This is a genomic window from Nocardioides sp. NPDC059952 (assembly GCF_042730435.1).
GTDB lineage: Bacteria > Actinomycetota > Actinomycetes > Propionibacteriales > Nocardioidaceae > Nocardioides.
The window spans coordinates 34,620-50,982 of record NZ_JBHWLY010000023.1 but is presented as its reverse complement, the minus strand read 5'-3'; the positions used below and the strand labels follow the sequence as shown (position 1 = coordinate 50,982).

The 16,363-nt window shown below is 69.2% G+C and carries 15 protein-coding genes; 10 read left to right on the top strand and 5 right to left on the bottom strand.

The window, feature by feature from the left end:
- Positions 1-12 precede the first annotated feature (12 nt).
- Positions 13-1,401 (top strand): aspartate aminotransferase family protein, encoded by a 1,389-nt coding sequence (locus ACFV9G_RS12940; protein WP_378727873.1) that lies wholly within the window; start codon positions 13-15, stop codon positions 1,399-1,401.
- A 17-nt stretch (positions 1,402-1,418) separates the two neighbouring features.
- Here the strand turns inward: ACFV9G_RS12940 and ACFV9G_RS12935 are convergent, their stop codons facing one another.
- A complete protein-coding gene (locus tag ACFV9G_RS12935) occupies positions 1,419-2,831 on the bottom strand; it encodes an amidase (RefSeq protein ID WP_378727872.1) in 1,413 nt (470 codons plus the stop codon).
- Between the two features lie 82 nt (positions 2,832-2,913).
- Between ACFV9G_RS12935 and ACFV9G_RS12930 the strand changes: the two genes are divergently transcribed.
- Positions 2,914-3,558: a TetR/AcrR family transcriptional regulator gene (locus ACFV9G_RS12930; protein ID WP_378727871.1), complete on the top strand. Its 645-nt coding sequence runs from the start codon at positions 2,914-2,916 to the stop codon at positions 3,556-3,558.
- Here the strand turns inward: ACFV9G_RS12930 and ACFV9G_RS12925 are convergent.
- On the bottom strand, positions 3,529-4,143 hold the full coding sequence (locus tag ACFV9G_RS12925; RefSeq protein WP_378727870.1) for a hypothetical protein: 615 nt from the start codon (positions 4,141-4,143) through the stop codon (positions 3,529-3,531). The genes ACFV9G_RS12930 and ACFV9G_RS12925 overlap by 30 nt on opposite strands.
- Before the next feature lie 18 nt (positions 4,144-4,161).
- On the opposite strand from ACFV9G_RS12925, the gene ACFV9G_RS12920 reads away from it, so the two are divergent.
- Both ACFV9G_RS12920 and ACFV9G_RS12915 read left to right on the top strand, forming a co-directional pair.
- The gene (locus ACFV9G_RS12920; RefSeq protein ID WP_378727869.1) at positions 4,162-4,338 is read left to right on the top strand and encodes a hypothetical protein; all 177 of its coding nucleotides are present in this window, start codon (positions 4,162-4,164) and stop codon (positions 4,336-4,338) included.
- A 450-nt stretch (positions 4,339-4,788) separates the two neighbouring features.
- Positions 4,789-6,051, top strand: a complete 1,263-nt coding sequence (locus ACFV9G_RS12915; protein WP_378727868.1) for a DUF222 domain-containing protein — start codon at positions 4,789-4,791, stop codon at positions 6,049-6,051.
- Between the two features lie 579 nt (positions 6,052-6,630).
- Here the strand turns inward: ACFV9G_RS12915 and ACFV9G_RS12910 are convergent.
- Positions 6,631-8,019 carry an NAD(P)/FAD-dependent oxidoreductase gene (locus ACFV9G_RS12910; protein ID WP_378727867.1) on the bottom strand — a complete coding sequence of 463 codons (1,389 nt, stop codon included), beginning with the start codon at positions 8,017-8,019 and terminating at the stop codon, positions 6,631-6,633.
- 124 nt (positions 8,020-8,143) lie between these two features.
- Between ACFV9G_RS12910 and ACFV9G_RS12905 the strand changes: the two genes are divergently transcribed.
- The 4 genes from ACFV9G_RS12905 (at position 8,144) to ACFV9G_RS12890 (ending at position 12,483) form a co-directional block, all read left to right on the top strand.
- Positions 8,144-8,617 carry an Lrp/AsnC family transcriptional regulator gene (locus ACFV9G_RS12905; RefSeq protein ID WP_008363265.1) on the top strand — a complete coding sequence of 158 codons (474 nt, stop codon included), beginning with the start codon at positions 8,144-8,146 and terminating at the stop codon, positions 8,615-8,617.
- Between the two features lie 79 nt (positions 8,618-8,696).
- The gene (locus ACFV9G_RS12900; protein ID WP_378727866.1) at positions 8,697-10,076 is read left to right on the top strand and encodes an NAD(P)/FAD-dependent oxidoreductase; all 1,380 of its coding nucleotides are present in this window, start codon (positions 8,697-8,699) and stop codon (positions 10,074-10,076) included.
- A gap of 57 nt (positions 10,077-10,133) precedes the next feature.
- Positions 10,134-11,441: a hypothetical protein gene (locus tag ACFV9G_RS12895; protein WP_378727865.1), complete on the top strand. Its 1,308-nt coding sequence runs from the start codon at positions 10,134-10,136 to the stop codon at positions 11,439-11,441.
- Positions 11,442-11,610: 169 nt separating this feature from the next.
- On the top strand, positions 11,611-12,483 hold the full coding sequence (locus ACFV9G_RS12890) for a serine protein kinase RIO (RefSeq protein ID WP_378727864.1): 873 nt from the start codon (positions 11,611-11,613) through the stop codon (positions 12,481-12,483).
- Positions 12,484-12,544: 61 nt separating this feature from the next.
- On the opposite strand, the gene ACFV9G_RS12885 is transcribed toward ACFV9G_RS12890, so the two are convergent.
- Positions 12,545-13,141, bottom strand: coding sequence for a hypothetical protein (locus tag ACFV9G_RS12885; protein WP_378727863.1), 597 nt, complete (start codon positions 13,139-13,141; stop codon positions 12,545-12,547).
- 160 nt (positions 13,142-13,301) lie between these two features.
- On the opposite strand from ACFV9G_RS12885, the gene ACFV9G_RS12880 reads away from it, so the two are divergent.
- The gene (locus ACFV9G_RS12880) at positions 13,302-14,414 is read left to right on the top strand and encodes an LOG family protein (protein WP_378727862.1); all 1,113 of its coding nucleotides are present in this window, start codon (positions 13,302-13,304) and stop codon (positions 14,412-14,414) included.
- Here the strand turns inward: ACFV9G_RS12880 and ACFV9G_RS12875 are convergent.
- Positions 14,389-15,549 (bottom strand): glycosyltransferase family 4 protein, encoded by a 1,161-nt coding sequence (locus tag ACFV9G_RS12875; protein WP_378727861.1) that lies wholly within the window; start codon positions 15,547-15,549, stop codon positions 14,389-14,391. The two genes, ACFV9G_RS12880 and ACFV9G_RS12875, sit on opposite strands and share 26 nt — an antisense overlap.
- A 375-nt stretch (positions 15,550-15,924) precedes the next feature.
- Between ACFV9G_RS12875 and ACFV9G_RS12870 the strand changes: the two genes are divergently transcribed.
- Positions 15,925-16,359, top strand: a complete 435-nt coding sequence (locus ACFV9G_RS12870) for a hypothetical protein (RefSeq protein WP_378727860.1) — start codon at positions 15,925-15,927, stop codon at positions 16,357-16,359.
- The last annotated feature ends 4 nt before the right edge of the window (positions 16,360-16,363 follow it).

The window sequence follows — 16,363 nt, the reverse complement described above, 5'->3', positions numbered from 1 at the left end:
GACCATGGAGTCATGACCGGCAACTACGAGCAGCTGCAGCGCGACGCCAAGGACCATCTCTGGATGCACTTCACGCGGCATTCGAGCTACGCAAAGACCGACGTGCCGATCATCGCCAGGGGTGAGGGCGCCTACATCTACGACATCGAGGGCAACCGCTACCTCGACGGGCTCGCGGGGCTCTTCGTCACCCAGGTCGGCCACGGGCGCGCGGAGCTCGCCGACGCAGGCGCGGAGCAGGCGAAGCAGCTGGCCTTCCACCCGCTGTGGTCCTACGCGCACGAGCCGGCGATCGAGCTGGCCGCGCGGCTGGCCTCGCTCGCCCCCGGCGACCTGAACCGGGTCTTCTTCACCAACTCCGGCTCCGAGGCCGTCGAGACCGCGTGGAAGCTCGCCAAGAACTACTTCAAGCTGCGGGGAAAGCCGGGCAAGCACAAGGTCATCGGGCGCAACATCGCCTACCACGGCACCACCCACGGGGCGCTGTCGATCACCGGCCTGGCCGACATCAAGGCCCCGTTCGAACCGCTCGTGCCGAGCACCTTCCGGGTGCCGAACACCAACATCTACCGAGCCTCGGAGATCACCGGCGGCCTCATGGACGGGAGCGACCCGGAGGCTTTCGGACGCTGGTGCGCCGACCAGATCGAGGTCGTGATCCGGGCCGAGGGGCCTGACACCGTCGCCGCGGTCTTCCTGGAGCCGGTGCAGAACTCGGGCGGCTGCTTCCCGCCTCCCCCGGGCTACTTCCAGCGGGTGCGGGAGATCTGCGACGAGTACGACGTCCTGCTCGTCTCCGACGAGGTCATCTGCGCCTACGGGCGGCTGGGCACGATGTTCGGCTCAGAGCGGTTCGGCTACGTCCCGGACATGATCACCTCGGCCAAGGGGCTGACCTCGGGATATGCGCCGCTGGGCGCCACGATCATCTCCGACCGGCTGATGGAGCCGTTCCTCTCCGGGGACGAGACCTTCTACCACGGCTACACGTTCGGCGGTCACCCCGTCTCCACCGCGGTGGCGATGGCCAACCTCGACCTCTTCGAGGCAGAGGATCTGCTCGGCAACGTACGCCGCAACGAGGGGCTGTTCCTGGCGACCCTCGAGAAGCTGAAGGACCTGCCGATCGTCGGCGACGTGCGCGGCACCGGCTACTTCTACGGCATCGAGCTGGTCAAGGACCGCGCGACCAAGGAGACCTTCACCGAGGAGGAGTGCGAGCGGATCCTCTACGGGTATGTCTCCAAGGCGCTGTGGTCCGAGGGCCTCTACTGCCGAGCCGACGACCGGGGCGAGCCGGTCATCCAGCTCTCCCCGCCGCTGACCGTGGGTCAGGCCGAGTTCGACGAGATGGAGCAGATCCTGCGCCGGGTGCTGGAGAAGGCCTCGACGATGCTCTGAGGGTGCTCACTGCTGGCTCAGTTGTCCTGGATGGGCGGCCACGGCGACTGCTCCTCGAGGGCGTAGGCGAGCTCGAGGAGGGTCCGCTCGTCCCCGTACGCCGCGGAGAGCTGCACCCCGATCGGCAGTCCCTCCTCGCTGAGCGCCATCGGCAGCGAGATTGCCGGCGCACCGGTGATGTTCTGCAGCGGCGTGAACGCGACGTGCCGCCGGAGCCGGTCGACCAGGTCGTCGAACGGCACGTTCGGGGAGAGGTGCCCCAGCAGCGGGGTGACGCCGGCGACGACCGGACACAGGACCACGTCGTGGTGGTCGAAGATCGTGGCGTACGCCCCGGCGGCCCGCCGCAGGCGGGCGAGAGCACCGGGCGTGCGGCGCCAGCCGCCGGAGGTGAAGGCGCGACGCAGGCCGTCGGTGAGCCCGTCGAGGCGGCCGGTGTCGAGCGTACGGTCGATGGTCAGGCGGCCGAGGTTGCCGGCGAGGAAGGCGAGCAGGCCCCAGTAGCTGAGGAAGTCGTCGCCGAAGCGGGCGTCGATGGGGATTGGGATCGGCTCGACGCTGTGGCCCTGCTCCTCCAGCAGGGTCGCGGTGCGTTCCACGGCCGCCTTCGTCTGGGTGTCCACGACGGCGTCGGTCACCGACTCCATGATCATCGCGACGCGGAGCCGACGTCGCGCGGGGCCCTCGACCAGCCCGAGGGGCGGCAGAGCCGGGTTGCGCCAGTGCCGCTCGAGCGCGGCATGGAAGGTCGCGGTGTCGCGGACGGTCCGCGTCACCACCCCCTCGCTGACCATGTTGATCGGCAGGGTGCGGGCGGTCTCGCCGTCGATGTGCCTTCCCCTGCTCGGCTTGAGCCCGACGAGTCCGGCGGCCGCGGCCGGGATCCGGATGGACCCGCCGCCGTCGTTGGCGTGCGCGATCGGCACGGCTCCGGCTGCGACCAGGGCCGCGGACCCGCCCGACGAGGCCCCGACGGAGTGGTCGATGTTCCAGGGGTTGGGCGTCGGCGGCCCGCTGCGGAACTCCGTGGTCGCGTTGAGCCCGAACTCCGGCATCCGGCTCTTGCCCAGCACCGTCATCCCCGAGCTGAGGAACTGCGTGGTGTAGCGCCCGTCGTGGGACGCCGCCCGTGCAGCGAACGCCTCCGAGCCGTGGTTGGTCGGCATCCCGAGCAGGTCGGTGTTGTCCTTGAGCAGGGTCGGCACGCCGTGGAGCAGGCCGGTGTCGGCGTCCGCGCGACGGGGCGCGTCGTAGGCCTCGTACGCCAGCGCGTGCAGGCCCGGCGCCACCGCTCGCAGCCTGGCGACGGCCGCCGCCTCGACCTCCTCCACACTCAGCTCCCGGTTCCGGACGAGCCGGGCGATCTCGACGGCGTCGTGGTCGCCGAGGGCGTCGTCGGTGAAGGCGTGTACGCGGTCGGTTGCGGTCATGTCGGACAGCCTTCTGGATCGGCCTCCAAAAGTCTAGAAGATCTTCCAGACTTTGCGGCGGGCCCCGTGAAACACTCTGCCCATGAAGCGACGTCACGGCGACAGCGCCAGGCAGCGACGCGACGCCCTCGTCCGGGCCACGATCGAGGTGGCCGCCGAGAAGGGCATGGCCGGGGTCAGCCACCGGGCCGTGACCGAGCGCGCCGGGCTACCGCTGGCCACGGTGGGCTACTTCTTCGACTCCATCACCGACCTGGCGGCCGAAGCGCTACGCACCGGCGTGGCCGAGGACGTCGCCCGGCTGCGTACGCTCGCCGACGAGCTCGCCGCGACGGGGTCGGGCACCGACGCGATGGCCGAGGCGTTCGCGGCGGCGCTGATGTCACCCCCGACCGACTCGCTCGCCTTTCTCGAGGGGTTGCTCCACGCCGCCCGCGAGCCGCAGTTCCGCCCGGTGGTCGCCGAGGCGCTCACCGCCGGCCGTGCCGTCGCGGACCGCGCCGCGACCGTGGCGGGCGCGACCCGGACCGACCCCGACTCCCTGCTCGCCCTCGTGCACGGCTACCTGCTGCACGCCCTCGCAGCGCCCGACCTGGTCGAGCCCGACGCCCTGCTACGCGGGCTCCGTGCCCTCGTCATCGGGACGCTCGTCGAGCGCGGCGAGGTCACGCTCGCGCTCCGGCTCGCCGGCCACGGGTCAGCCGACGACGCGTACCTCGCTCCCTAGGACCGCGCCGTCCTGCAGGGTCAGGTGGTCGCCGGACCAGAAGCGACCCGGGTCGTAGTAGTTGGTCGGGCGCTCGTCGTCGAGCAGACCCATCTCCTGGTACGTCGCGGCGACGACCTCAGCGCAGAAGACCTGCTCGAGCCCGGCCTTCGAGCGCACCCTCCCTCGCGCCCAGCGTCCGGCCAGCGCGGCCGTCGACGGGAACGGCGTGCCGTCGAGCCGGGCGATCGTCCGCAGCAGCGCGTCCTCCTTCGGGCGGTCGATGTCGGCGGTCAGCTGGCGCAACCACACCTGCTGCTCGTAGCGGCCGGCCCACTGCTCGACCGCGGCGCGCAGATCATGGAGCTGTACGCCGCGGTGGTGGGTGCCGGTATAAAGATCGAGCAGGCCTTTGCCGAGCTCGGCGTGCCACATCAGCGGCGGCAGGTCGTCGAGCACCACCGCCATCCCGACATGATTGACCGGGGCGTTGCTGAGCATCCGGATCGCCCGGTCGGCGACCGAACGGCCGCGGAAGAGCCACAGATCGCCGGTCCGGGTCTGGTCCACGGCGTCTTCGAGGGAGATAGTGGTGTCGTCAGACATCTCGAGCAGGGGGTCCTCATGAGTATCGGTAGTGCAAGCGTGTGGAAGATCGTCGGCCTCGCCGGACTGGCCGGGGTCACCGCGACCGGTGTCATCATCGCGCGCAACCACCGCCAGCGTACGCAGCGCACGCCGGAGGAGATCCACGCCAAGCTTCGTGAGCGGGTCGCGGCGGCCCAGCACCCGGCGGCCTAGCCCCTGGCGCTCTGTGGTTCCGACGCCGCGGGCGGATCATGTTCCGGTGGTCGAGCTTGTCGAGACCAGCCTTCCTGTGACCGTTCTTTGGGGCTGATGGGGCCGCCGACCCTTGCTTGGAAGGTCTTCTCGATCTGGACCGGCGTCAAGGACGCCCTGCGGGCGCCGGCTTCGCCGGCCGCTTCGCGGTCCTGGACTCCGGACCAGATCGAGAAAGATTTGGCTGGCTATCGGGGCGGCGGCCCGGGTGTGGCGCAGCGCATTCATTGCCGGGAAGGGTGGGGCTTGTGGGGGTCGAGGGGTGGCCCTTCGGGCCACTTACCATCCACAGAAGCGAGGTCGTTCGCTCACCGCGAAAACAGTGTTTGACCTGCACCTATGGGTGGTTAGGTATCCCTTGAAGGCGTAGAATCAGACCCATCACGACACACCTCTGAGGGGAGGGAAGCGATGAGTCTCGAATACGACGTCGGCCGCTGGGGCACCAACCCTGGTGATCCGATCGACGCCGAACTGGCTGCCATCGAGTCCTCCCTCGACAAGCTGCTGACCAGGGACCCGGCCTATTGGCGCACCGGCCAGAAGAAGGACCGCCTGGCCCAGCTCGAGAAGATCCACGCCAAACAAGCCGCGTTGAACCTGCGGGTCCTCGCCTCTGCCGGTGACATCGCCGAGGAGACCGGCGCCAAGGACGCCTCCGGGTGGCTGCGGACCGAGCTCCTCGTCGACAAGGGGGTGGCCCGTTCGCAGATCAAACTCGCCGTCGGCGTGGCCAAGTACGACCTGGTCGCTGCTGGTCTGGCCGAGGGTGTGGTGTCCCAGGACAAGGCGAGGGTGATCACGAAGGCGCTCGATGCCATCGAGTCCGACCCCGCGGCCAGTGCCGAGGACCTGGCCCTGGCCGAGAAGCTCCTCGTGGACTACGCCAGCTGGATGACCGCCAACGAGCTCAAGATCGCCGGCCGCCGCATCCTCGCCGAGATCGACCCCGCCCGGTTCGAGGAAGCTGAAGCCAAAGCACTCCAACGCGAGGAAGAGCACGCCCAACGGCGTACCTTCTACTCCTCCCGTGACAACAGTGACGGCACCATCGACATCCACGCCCGGGTCTCTCGCGCGGTCGGGATCAGGTTGCGCACCATCCTCGACTCGTTGGCCCAGCCCCGGAAGTGGTCCGCGGAGGACAAGGGCCGCAAGGCCCCCTACGACCGACTCCTGGGGCAGGCCTTCGCCCGCGTGGTCGAGACCTACGACGTGGAGAACCTGCCCCGCCACGGTGGCCACGCCACCACGGTGTTCATCACCATGAGCGTGGAGGACCTCCGCAAGGATCTCGGCACCGCAGCGTTGGGGTTCGACGGCGAGAAGATCACCGCCGCCGAGGCCCGCCGGATGGCCTGCAACGCCGACCTCGTCCCCGCCGTCCTCGGCACCAACTCCGAGGTATTAGACCTGGGTCGCACCGCCAGATTGGCCCACCCGATCCAACACCGAGCATTGCGGCTCCGCGATCAGGGCTGCCAAGCCGAAGACTGTGACGCCCCAGCAGCCTGGACCGAGGCCCACCACCTCAAACCCTGGTCCGAAGGCGGCAAGACCGACCTGGCCAACATGGTGCTGCTGTGCCCCAGCGACCATCGCCGGATCCACGACGCCAACTGCATCTATGAGCGACTCCCGGACGGACAGATCCGGTTCACCCGACGAACCTGAACCAGCCACGCCCGCAACCAGATCACCCCACCACCCACGTTCTTCGCCGCCAGGTGTCCATGGCTGCCGCAGACGATCGGCGCGCGCTTCCCCGACCCTGGTGCGGCTGGCTGTCGTCGAGCCGCGACCGTAGTCGATTCGTGCTGGTCGCTGCACCGTGCTGGTCGCTGGACGAAGATCCCCGCGGATGCCGATACTGCCCACGCCACGGTTGGTTCCGCACACTCCGGAACACGGGGAATCAACATCTCGGCAGGCCACGGTGCCCGCGGCCTCGCTGCCGGCGCCGTCCCCGCCGAGGCGGCCAACGCGCCACCCGCCCCGAGCAACGCGCTTGTGAATCTTTCACAAGGGGTCATCGTCTTGTAAAAGGGCCAAGCATCAACCGCACCGACCGAGGAATCAGCACCAAGGATTCCCAAGCCCATACCCAACCCAGGGAATCCGCGCCAAACCCCGCCGCCGACCCGATAGCCAGCCAAGTTTCTCGGGGTCGGCTGAGAACACCCTCCGTAACGGGTCGGCGGCCACCAGCCCAAGAAGCAACGAACACCCAGCGCCTCGCCCAGTCAACCCAACCTACGAGTCGAACCCCAGCCCCAACCGATCCATCGTCCGCAGGAACAGATCCCGACGACCACCGTTGGCGTCGGCCTTACCGAGCGAGCGGACCATCATCGAGATGCCGGCATATCGCGCCGGCTCGGGCGGGAACGGAAGCGGCTTGGAGCGCACCATCTCCAGCGACGTACGTTGCGTCTGCTCGCCGCTGAGGAGGTCGAGCATCACCTGAGCGCCGAAGCGGGTGGCTCCGACGCCTAGACCGGTGTAGCCGAGGGCGTAGGCGACGCGGCCGGCGTACGCCTTGCCGAAGAATGCCGAGAAGCGGGTGCAGGTGTCGATGACGCCGGCCCAGCGGTGGGTGAAACGCAGCCCCTCGAGCTGCGGGAAGGTCTCGAAGAAGTGTCCGGCCAGCTTGTCGTGGGTGGCGCCGGTCTCCAGCTCCGGCGCGATCTTCGAGCCGAAGTGGTAGATCGCGTCGTAGCCGCCCCACAGGATCCGGTTGTCCCTGGTCAGGCGGTAGTAGTGGAAGTGGTTGGCGGAGTCGCTGACGCCCTGCCGGTTGGCCCAGCCGATCGCCTCCATCTGCGAGGGCGAGAGCGGCTCGGTCATGAGTACGTAGTCATAGACCGGCACCGTCATCATCTTCAGCCGCCGCAGCAGCGGCGGGAAGGCGTTGGTGGCCAGTGCGACGCGTCCAGCCCGCACCGACCCGGTGAGAGTCGAGACCCGCATCCCCGCGCCGTCGCGGGCAAGGCCGGTCACCGCGGAGCCCTCGTGGATCACGACCCCCGCGTCCAGGCAGGCCTGCCGCAGCCCCCAGGCCAGCCGCGCCGGCTCGACCGTGGCCGTATCGCCGAGCACCTCCAGGCCACCGAGAAAGGTCGGCGAGCGGAGCTCGTCCCGCACCCCGGTCTCGTCCAGCAGCCGGTGCTTGATGCCGTGCTCGGTCAGCGCGGCCGACCACTCGGCGAGATCCTCGACCTCGTGCGGGCGGGTGGCGACGTTCAGCGCGCCGGTCAGCCGCCAGTCGCAGTCGATGCCGTGCTCCTCGATGGTCGCGGCCATCTCATCCAGGTTCTGCTGACCGAGCCGGTCCAGCGTCGCGAGCTCGTCGGGCCAACGCTCCAGGCCGTTCCAGAATCCATGGGTCAGCGACGCCTCGGCAAAGCCGCCGTTGCGACCCGATGCCTGGTCCCCGCACTGGCCGGCCTCGAGCAGCACCACCGACCACGACGGAAACCGAACGCGCGCCAGAAGTGCCGTCCACAGACCCGAGTAGCCACCCCCGACGACCACCAGATCCGCCGATGCCACCCCGAGCAGAGGCGGCAGCGGCGCCGGCTTCACCGGGTCGTCCAGCCAGTAGACGGCGGGCTTCGCATCGGTCAGCGAGACATGGTTCACGACGCCCACTATGACAACTTCAGAGGCCTTCAGCCACACACTACGTACGGAATCATGGAAATTGTTCGTTACACACGACGGATTTCGTTGCATCTGGCCACGATGAACAGGTTGACTGGGCGCCATGACCACTCGCAAGCGCAACGGGGGCGCTCACCTCGACGAGGTCAACAAGCTGATCATCGAGCAGCTCCAGCAGGACGGGCGGCGCAGCTATGCCGCGATCGGCAAGGAGGTCGGCCTGAGCGAGGCCGCGGTGCGCCAGCGCGTGCAGCGCCTCGTCGACAGCGGCGTCATGCAGGTCGTCGCGGTCACCGACCCGCTCGAGCTGGGCTTCGCGCGACAGGCCATGATCGGCGTACGCACGTCCGGGCCGATCGAAGGGATCGCCGACGAGCTCGGCAAGCTCGATGAGGTCGACTACATCGTCATCACCGCCGGCTCCTACGACCTGCTCGTGGAGGTCGTCGCCGAGAGCGACGAGGCCCTGCTCAACCTCGTCTCCAGCAAGATCCGCGCCATCGAGGGCGTGGTGAGCACAGAGACGTTCATGTATCTCCACCTGCACAAGCAGACGTACGCCTGGGGAGTCAGGTGAGCGAGCGCCAGCGAGCGGCCAGTGGACCTTTCACCGGGCCACATCCGTATTCTGGCGCTTGCGCTACGGAGGTGGCCCGGTGAGCGGCTACGCCGAGATCAGCCTGTGGCACGCGACGGCAGGCGACGACTGGGAGCCGCGACCGTCGCTGATGGGCGACATCGAGGTCGACGTCGCGATCGTGGGCGCCGGCTACACCGGACTGTGGACGGCCTACTACCTGGCCGAGGCCAGGCCCGACCTGAAGATCGCGATCCTCGAGGCCGAGGTCGCCGGGTTCGGCGCCTCAGGCCGCAACGGTGGCTGGTGCTCGGCCCTCTTCCCTGCCTCGCTCGACAAGGTGGCCGCGGGCTCGAGCAGGGAGGCCGCGCTCGCCCAGGACCGGGCGATGCGGGCGACCGTCGACGAGGTGATCCGGGTCGCCGGGGTCGAGGACATCGAGGCCGACATCGCCAAGGGCGGCACGGTCGTGGTGGCCCGTACGGCCGCCCAGCTCGAGCGCGCCCGCGACGAGGTCGAGCACGCCCGCTCCTGGGGCCTCGGTGACGCCGAGATCTCCCTGCTCGACCGAGCCGCTGCCGAGAAGCGGCTCGCCGCGACCAACACACTCGGCGCGACCTACACCCCCGACTGCGCTGCGCTCCATCCCGCGAAGCTCGCCCGGGGCCTGGCCCGCGCCGTCGAGGCCCGCGGCGTCACGATCTACGAGCAGACCCGGGTCACCGCGATCGAGCCGCACCAGGTGCGAACCGAGCGTGACGTGGTCACCGCCGACGTCGTCGTACGCGCCACCGAGGGCTACACCCCGACGCTGGCCGGCCTCGAGCGCGAGGTCATCCCGGTCCGCTCCCTCATCATCGCCACCGAACCCCTCTCCGACCTGGTCTGGTCGAGCATCGGCCTGGAGGAGCGCGAGACGTTCTCCGACGGCCGGCACCTGCTGATCTACGGGCAGCGCACCGCGGACGACCGGCTCGTCTTCGGTGGGCGGGGCGCTCCGTACTCCTTCGGTTCGAGGATCACCCACGCCGACGCCTCCGACCTGCGCACCCACAACCGCCTGCGGGCGACCCTGATCGAGATGTTCCCGGCCGTGCGCGGCCACCAGGTCACTCACCGGTGGGGCGGCGTGCTCGGCATCCCGCGAGACTGGCACGCCTCGGTCGGCTACGACCCGGCCAGCGGGCTCGCGCATGCCGGCGGCTACGTCGGCGACGGCGTCGCGACCACCAACCTGGCCGGCCGTACGCTGCGCGACCTGGTCCTCGGGGAGGACTCCGATCTCACCGCACTCCCCTGGGTCGGACACGTCTCCCCTCGCTGGGAGCCTGAGCCGTTGCGGTGGCTCGGCGTCAACGCCGGACTGCGTGCGATGACCGTGGCCGACGCCGAGGAGTCCGCCACGGGCAAAGGATCGCTGGTGGCCCGGGCCGTCGCTCCGCTCGTCGGCGGCCACTGATCCGTCCGCGGGGCCTGGCGCTACGCTGCCCACGTCGGTCGATACCTCGGGGGAAACATGGCTGTGTCGTCGCGCGCGAAGAAGGCGCTCATCGCAGTAGGTGCGCTGGCCGGTGTCGCGGCCCTGCTCGTCGGGATCGGGCACTGGCGAGCCCACGACCTGATGGCCGGCGACGTCTTGTGGCACGCGGAGGTGGAGCAGGGGTCCCACGAGTCGGTCGCCGTGAACGACCGGATCTACACCTACGGCGACAGCCTGCTCACCATTCGTGACCTCGCCGACGGGACGACCGTCGCCGAGGAGTATCTGGACGGCACCTGGGCATACGTAGGCGACGGCGGCCACGTCGCGGTCGTCTCGATCGGACAGATCACCATGCTGGACCGCGACGGCAAGCAGATGTGGCAGCGCCGGTTCGACGACCTGCACAACCCGCTCGCGATCAGCCCCGACGGAGCGCTCGACACGGTCGTGTGCGCGAGGAAGGTGTGCTCGACGGTCCGCTTCGACGCCTCGGGCACGGAGACCTCAGCCGCCGTCCAACGGCGCTCGCCGGACCTCGAGGCGCCGGCATCCATCGGCCACGGCACCACCGATAACAGCCGCGTGCGTCGCATCCCGGCGTTCGCGACCGACCTCGACCCGAAGTCGCACACCGTCCGCGAGGTGCGCGACGGCAAGCCCGTGGGCGAACCGATCGCGCTCATGGACGACCATGTCGCGGCCCAGGTCGGTGACCTCCTCGTCGGCGTCGACCGCACGGGCGGCACGTGCACCTTCACCGCCACCCGCGCGGGCGAACCGGCCTGGAGGACCGCGACGGCATGCCCCGACCTCGGATTCCCCTACGTCAACGTCCTCACCGACCGCATCTACCTCACCAACCGCACCGCTGACGCTTACGACGTCGTCACCACGGATCTCGAGGGCAGGAGGGCCACCAGCTTCAGCATCGAGGCCGGGCCGGCCTCAGACGCGGAACGGACCGATCTGGCGCCGACGCCCGACGCGGTCGTGCTGACGTTGACCGATCAGGTCGTGGCGTACTCCCCCACCACAGGGAAGAAACTGTGGACCGAGAAGCTGAGCAAGACCTCGCATGCGGCGCTCGACAAGACAACGAAGATCTACCCCGGCGTCCAGGTCAGCGGTCCGATCGTAGACGTGTACGAGAACGCCCCAGATCCGCTCGCCGCCCTCGCGATCGGGCGCGACGTACCGTCCTACACGCACTCCTTCATCGACGCCGAGTCCGGCGAGGTCTCGGCGAAGCTCGCCGCGCCGTGGGGATCGGTCGCCCATGGGCTCGACGACGGCCGAGTGCTGGTCGTGGGCAGCGGCGACATGTGGCTCGTCTCGCCGTAGCCGGCCGGTCCGAATAAACCTGTTGCGTACGCCGGTCGCGGTCCTCCACCATGGACCGCGACCGGCGTTCCTTGTCCACGAGGCGCCCCTGATCGAGAGGAGCAGACCATGACTGTCTCTGTCCTGTGCCTGCCCACAGACAACATCTCTCGCATCAGGAGCACCCGAAGTGACTCAGGAGAACATCTCCGCTGATCCTCTCGAGGGGATCGACTCGAATTTCGTCTTCGACTTCCAGACCTATGACGATCTGGAGGACGGACAACGCTGGTCCACCTGGCTCTCCGTGGAGCCCCTCTCCCGTGGACCGGAGCCGCGCCCGGACTGGGTGGTGACCTCTCAGGGCGCCATCGACACCGAGCTCGGCATCCTCAAGACCGGCAAGGAGGCCGACGCCTTCCTGCTGGTCCGCGCCGACCCGCTCTTCCCGGAGCAGGAGGCGCTGATGGTCGCCAAGCGCTACCGCGACACCGACCACCGCACCTTCCACCGGGCCGCGAGCTACACCGAGGGCCGTTCGGTCAAGCGCTCCCGTGACGAGCGCGCACTGAAGAAGAACTCGACCTTCGGCCGCGAGGTCGCCAAGGCCGAGTGGGCCAACGCCGAGTGGAACGCGCTCGTACGCTGCTGGAACCTCGGCCTCCCGGTCCCCTATCCGGTGCAGATCGACGGCACCGAGATCCTGATGGAGTGGATCGCCGTCGACGGCGGCAACGGAGAGCTCGAGACGGCACCGCGGCTCGCCCAGACCCGCCCGGAGCGCCACGTCCTGGAGATGTGGTGGGACGGGCTCGTCGAGGCGCTGGCCACGATGGTCCAGGCCGGGCTGGTCCACGGTGACCTCTCGCCCTACAACATCCTGGCCCAGCAGGACCGGCTGGTGATCATCGACCTCCCCCAGATCATCGACCTCGTCGGCAACCCCCTGGGTTTCGACTTCCTGCTCCGTGACATCACCAACGTCGCGAAGTGGTTCCAGGCCCGCGGCCTGGAGGTCGACGAGCACGAGGTCTACGCCGACCTGATGGCCCACGCCTTCTGACCGGCCGCTCGTGTGATGCCAGGACCTGGAGCGCAAGCCTGGCATCACACACCGCGGCGGTTCAGGCGAACGAACAGACCTGGGGAGCACCCTTGAAGAACAGGTCTCCCAGAATCGCATCGCCGAAGAACTGTGTACGCATCCTGACACCCGAGGGATGCACGAGCTCGACGGAGTCGAAGTCGGGGTTGGCGGTGCTGACCATGCCGTTCAGATTCTCACGTTCGCCGATCCGCCACCCGTGGTCGACGAGGTGGTCGAGGATCTCGACATACCCGACGGCCGCTGTTCGGCTCACCTCGTCGTAGGCAACTGACTCCGTCGCCTGCCATTCGAACCATGCCTCAGCCTGGACCAGACCTCCATCCGACGGGTCGACGCCACACTCTCCGACGTCGGCATCCTGCACCCACCGCAGACCCTCCGGCGTCGGAATCGCGTTGATCTGCTCCAGGTGCGGCGCGAGCCGCTCCCGTCGCATCTCGAGGGCCTTCGCGTCGGTGACGGCCCGCCTGCTTTCAGCAGCCCCCTCGGCGACACTCACCCGGATGGCGATACCGGCCACGAGCAGGCAGATGCACAAGACCGCTACACCGATCCCGATCTCCATCAGCACTGCGTGGGAGCGTGCCGCACGGAGGATCCTCCCTACCGACACCCGACCACCTCGATACTGGCAGCCCGACGTCGGACCGTGTCCAGACGATATCCCCGCCGTACGCCGCCGGGGGCGGATTCGACCTCGACGTCCTCAAGCTGTGAGACAGAGTCCGATGCACTGACCGGGTCTCACCGCGGTCGGTCGGTAGGTTGATCCCATGAAGCATCACCGGGGAGGGCAGGTCGACATCGAGTCGGTCGAGGAGCTGGACGGACGGGTGGCGGCGGGCGCGGAGAGTCTGCGGGGATGGCGGCTGCGCGCGCTGGATCTGACCTCGCGGTCCGAGACCCTGCGGGACACGGACCTTGCCGGAGCGACATTCCTGGATTGCGCCTTCGCGCCTGGGGACGGCAGCTACGCCGAGGACGAGGGCGCGTTGGTGATGCCGGTGATCGCAGAGGTGCCGGTTGACGTCCACCGCTCCCACCTCTACACCGCCGAGGAGCTCTACGACGACCCGGTCTACGCCCAGAGCCTGGACGCGAGGGCGTACGCCTGGCTGCAGCAGCCGCGCGATGCCGACGACGAGCTCGCGATCACGCTCCACGACCACGCGATCGACACCGCCCTGGAAGCCTGGGTGCGGGCGCGGCGCGAGGAGGGCACGCGGCTCGTCGGGATGATGGGCGGACATGCCCTGAAGCGCGGCGGGGAGGACTACGCGAGCGCCGCCCGCCTCGCCCAGCACCTGGCGAGCAACCACGTGATCGCCACCGGCGGCGGCCCGGGGGCGATGGAGGCAGCCAACCTGGGCGCCTTCCTCGCCGGGGCGTCGAAGAAGGTGCTGGAGGACGCGCTCGAGTCGCTGGCCTCGGTGCCGTCGTTCCGGCCCTCGGTGCAGGCGTGGGCGCAGGTAGCCCTCGACGTACGCGATCGGGTGGAGGTCACGCCCGGAAAGTCGCTGGGGATCCCGACCTGGCACTACGGGCACGAGCCGCCCAACGTGTTCGCCGGGGCGATCGCGAAGTACTTCCGCAACGCCACCCGCGAGGCCGTGCTGCTCGAGGTCTGCGACGGCGGGATCGTCTTCCTGCCCGGTGCCGGCGGCACCGTGCAGGAGATCTTCCAGGACGCCTGTGAGAACTACTACGCCGACGCGAGCGCGGTCGCGCCGATGGTGCTGGTCGGGCGCAGCTACTGGACCAAGGACCTGCCGGTCTGGCCGCTCCTGCAGGCCCTCGCCCGCGGTCGCGCGATGGAGGGCCACATCCACCTCGTCGACACCACCGAGGAGGTCCTCGACGTCATCGCGGCCGGCGCGCCCGGATGACGTCGCGGTAGTGGTCGACCAGGGCGGCGTTCACCGCGCCCCAGGACTTGTGCGCGACGCTCTTGCGGGCCTCGCGTCCCATCCGCAGCCGCAGCTGCGGGTCGTTGTGGAGCAGTGCGACGTGAGAGCCGAGGTCGTCGCGGCTGCCCGGCTCGTAGAAGAACCCGGTGACGCCGTCGGCGACCAGGTCCAGCGGCCCGCCCGAGCGCGGCGCGACGACCGGGACGCCCGAGGCCAGCGCCTCCTGGACCGCCTGGCAGAACGTCTCGTGGGAGCCGGTGTGCGCGAACACGTCGAGGGAGGCGTACGCAGCCCCCAGCTCCTCCCCCTGCAGCACGCCCAGGAAGGTCGCGTTCGGGAGCAGTTGGCGCAGCTCGCGCTCCTGCGGGCCGCCACCGACGAGCACGACCTTGTACGCCGGGTTGTGGGCCAGCGCGGTCAGCAGGTGGAGCTCCTTCTCCTGGGCCAGACGACCGACGTACCCGACGATGGTCTCCCCCTCGGGCGCGAGCTGCGCGCGCAGGTCGTGGTCGATGCGGCTCGGGTGGAACAGCTCGACATCGACGCCTCGCGGCCACAGCCCGGTGCGCTGTACGCCGAGACCCTCCAGCTGGGTCAGGGCCGACGAGCTCGGCGCCAGAGTGCGGTCGGCCGCCGAGTGCGCCTGACGGGTGAGCATCGCCGCGGCCTGCGGGCCACCGACCGCCTTGTACTTGTCCCAGAAGCCGACCAGATCGGTCTGGTAGATCGCCACGCTCGGGATACCGAGCTCCTTGGCCACCAGCACCGCCTGCCGACCGAGCAGCGCGGGTGAGGCCACGTGGACGACGTCGGGGCTGAACCGGCGCATCACCGCCCGCAGCTTGCGCCGCGTCTCGAGGCCGACACGGAAGTCCTTGTAGACCCAGAACGTCGCGCCCCGGGTCCGGGTCACCGGGAACCCGGCGTACTCGGTGGGCCCGGTGGGGGCCACGACCTCGACGGTGTGGCCGTCGACCGCGAGATGCTCCAGCACGCGGCGTACGGAGTTCGTCACGCCGTTGACCTGCGGCAGGAAAGACTCCGTGACGATGAGGACACGGAGCGGCTCCGAGTTGGCGGCGACCAGCGGGACCCGATCGAGGCTGATGCTCATGTTTCTGATCGTGAGCGCCCTCCGGCAACGCGACCCCCGACTTGGTTGACGCGTCGGTGAACCTCCCGTGGCCAGAACTCCGTGCCGGGCGACAGATAGTCCGGGCGGTGTCATCAGCGGAAACGCCGCATGACCCTCAGAAATCTGTCACCGCACCTCGGTCGGCGACAGAAGCCGGACAGCCGCAGTTCCTAGGCTCGCGGGGCTCGCGATGTGCTGAGACGCGCATCGCGAAAAGGGGGACGTACGCGGGCCGGACCTGTCGGGCCGGCCCGCGTACGTGGTGCCATTCGGCGACCAGCCGGCTGCAGGTTCGTCGATCTCGTGCCGGTTCAGGGGTTGCCGCGCCTCCGCTCGTGTTGCCACGATCGCGACATGACCACCGACGAGGAGCACATCCGGCCCGAAGGCGTCGACGATCTCACCGTCGAGGCGCTCGGCACCATCAGCGAGGCGCTCGAAGCGATCGAGGTCGCCCGCGGTCATCTGTACGCACTGCATCGAATCACCGGCACGGCCGACCTCACCCTCGGCAAGGGTGTCCAGCAGCTACGCGAGGCCGGCCACACGGAGCTGGCGGACACGTTCGAGCGCGAGCTCGTCGGGCGCAACGTGCTCGACGGCCGGTGGACGTTTCAGATCGTCGAGGAGTACGACGACGGCTACTACGCCACCTTCAAACGGCTGGAGAAGGAGGCTCGGGACGCCCTCGTCGAGGGCAAGCGACATCTCTATGAGTCGGAGATGAAGGAAGCCCGCCGCACCCGAGGCCGACACGGGCACGAGCAGCGGCCCGCGCCGGGAGCTTGAGCGG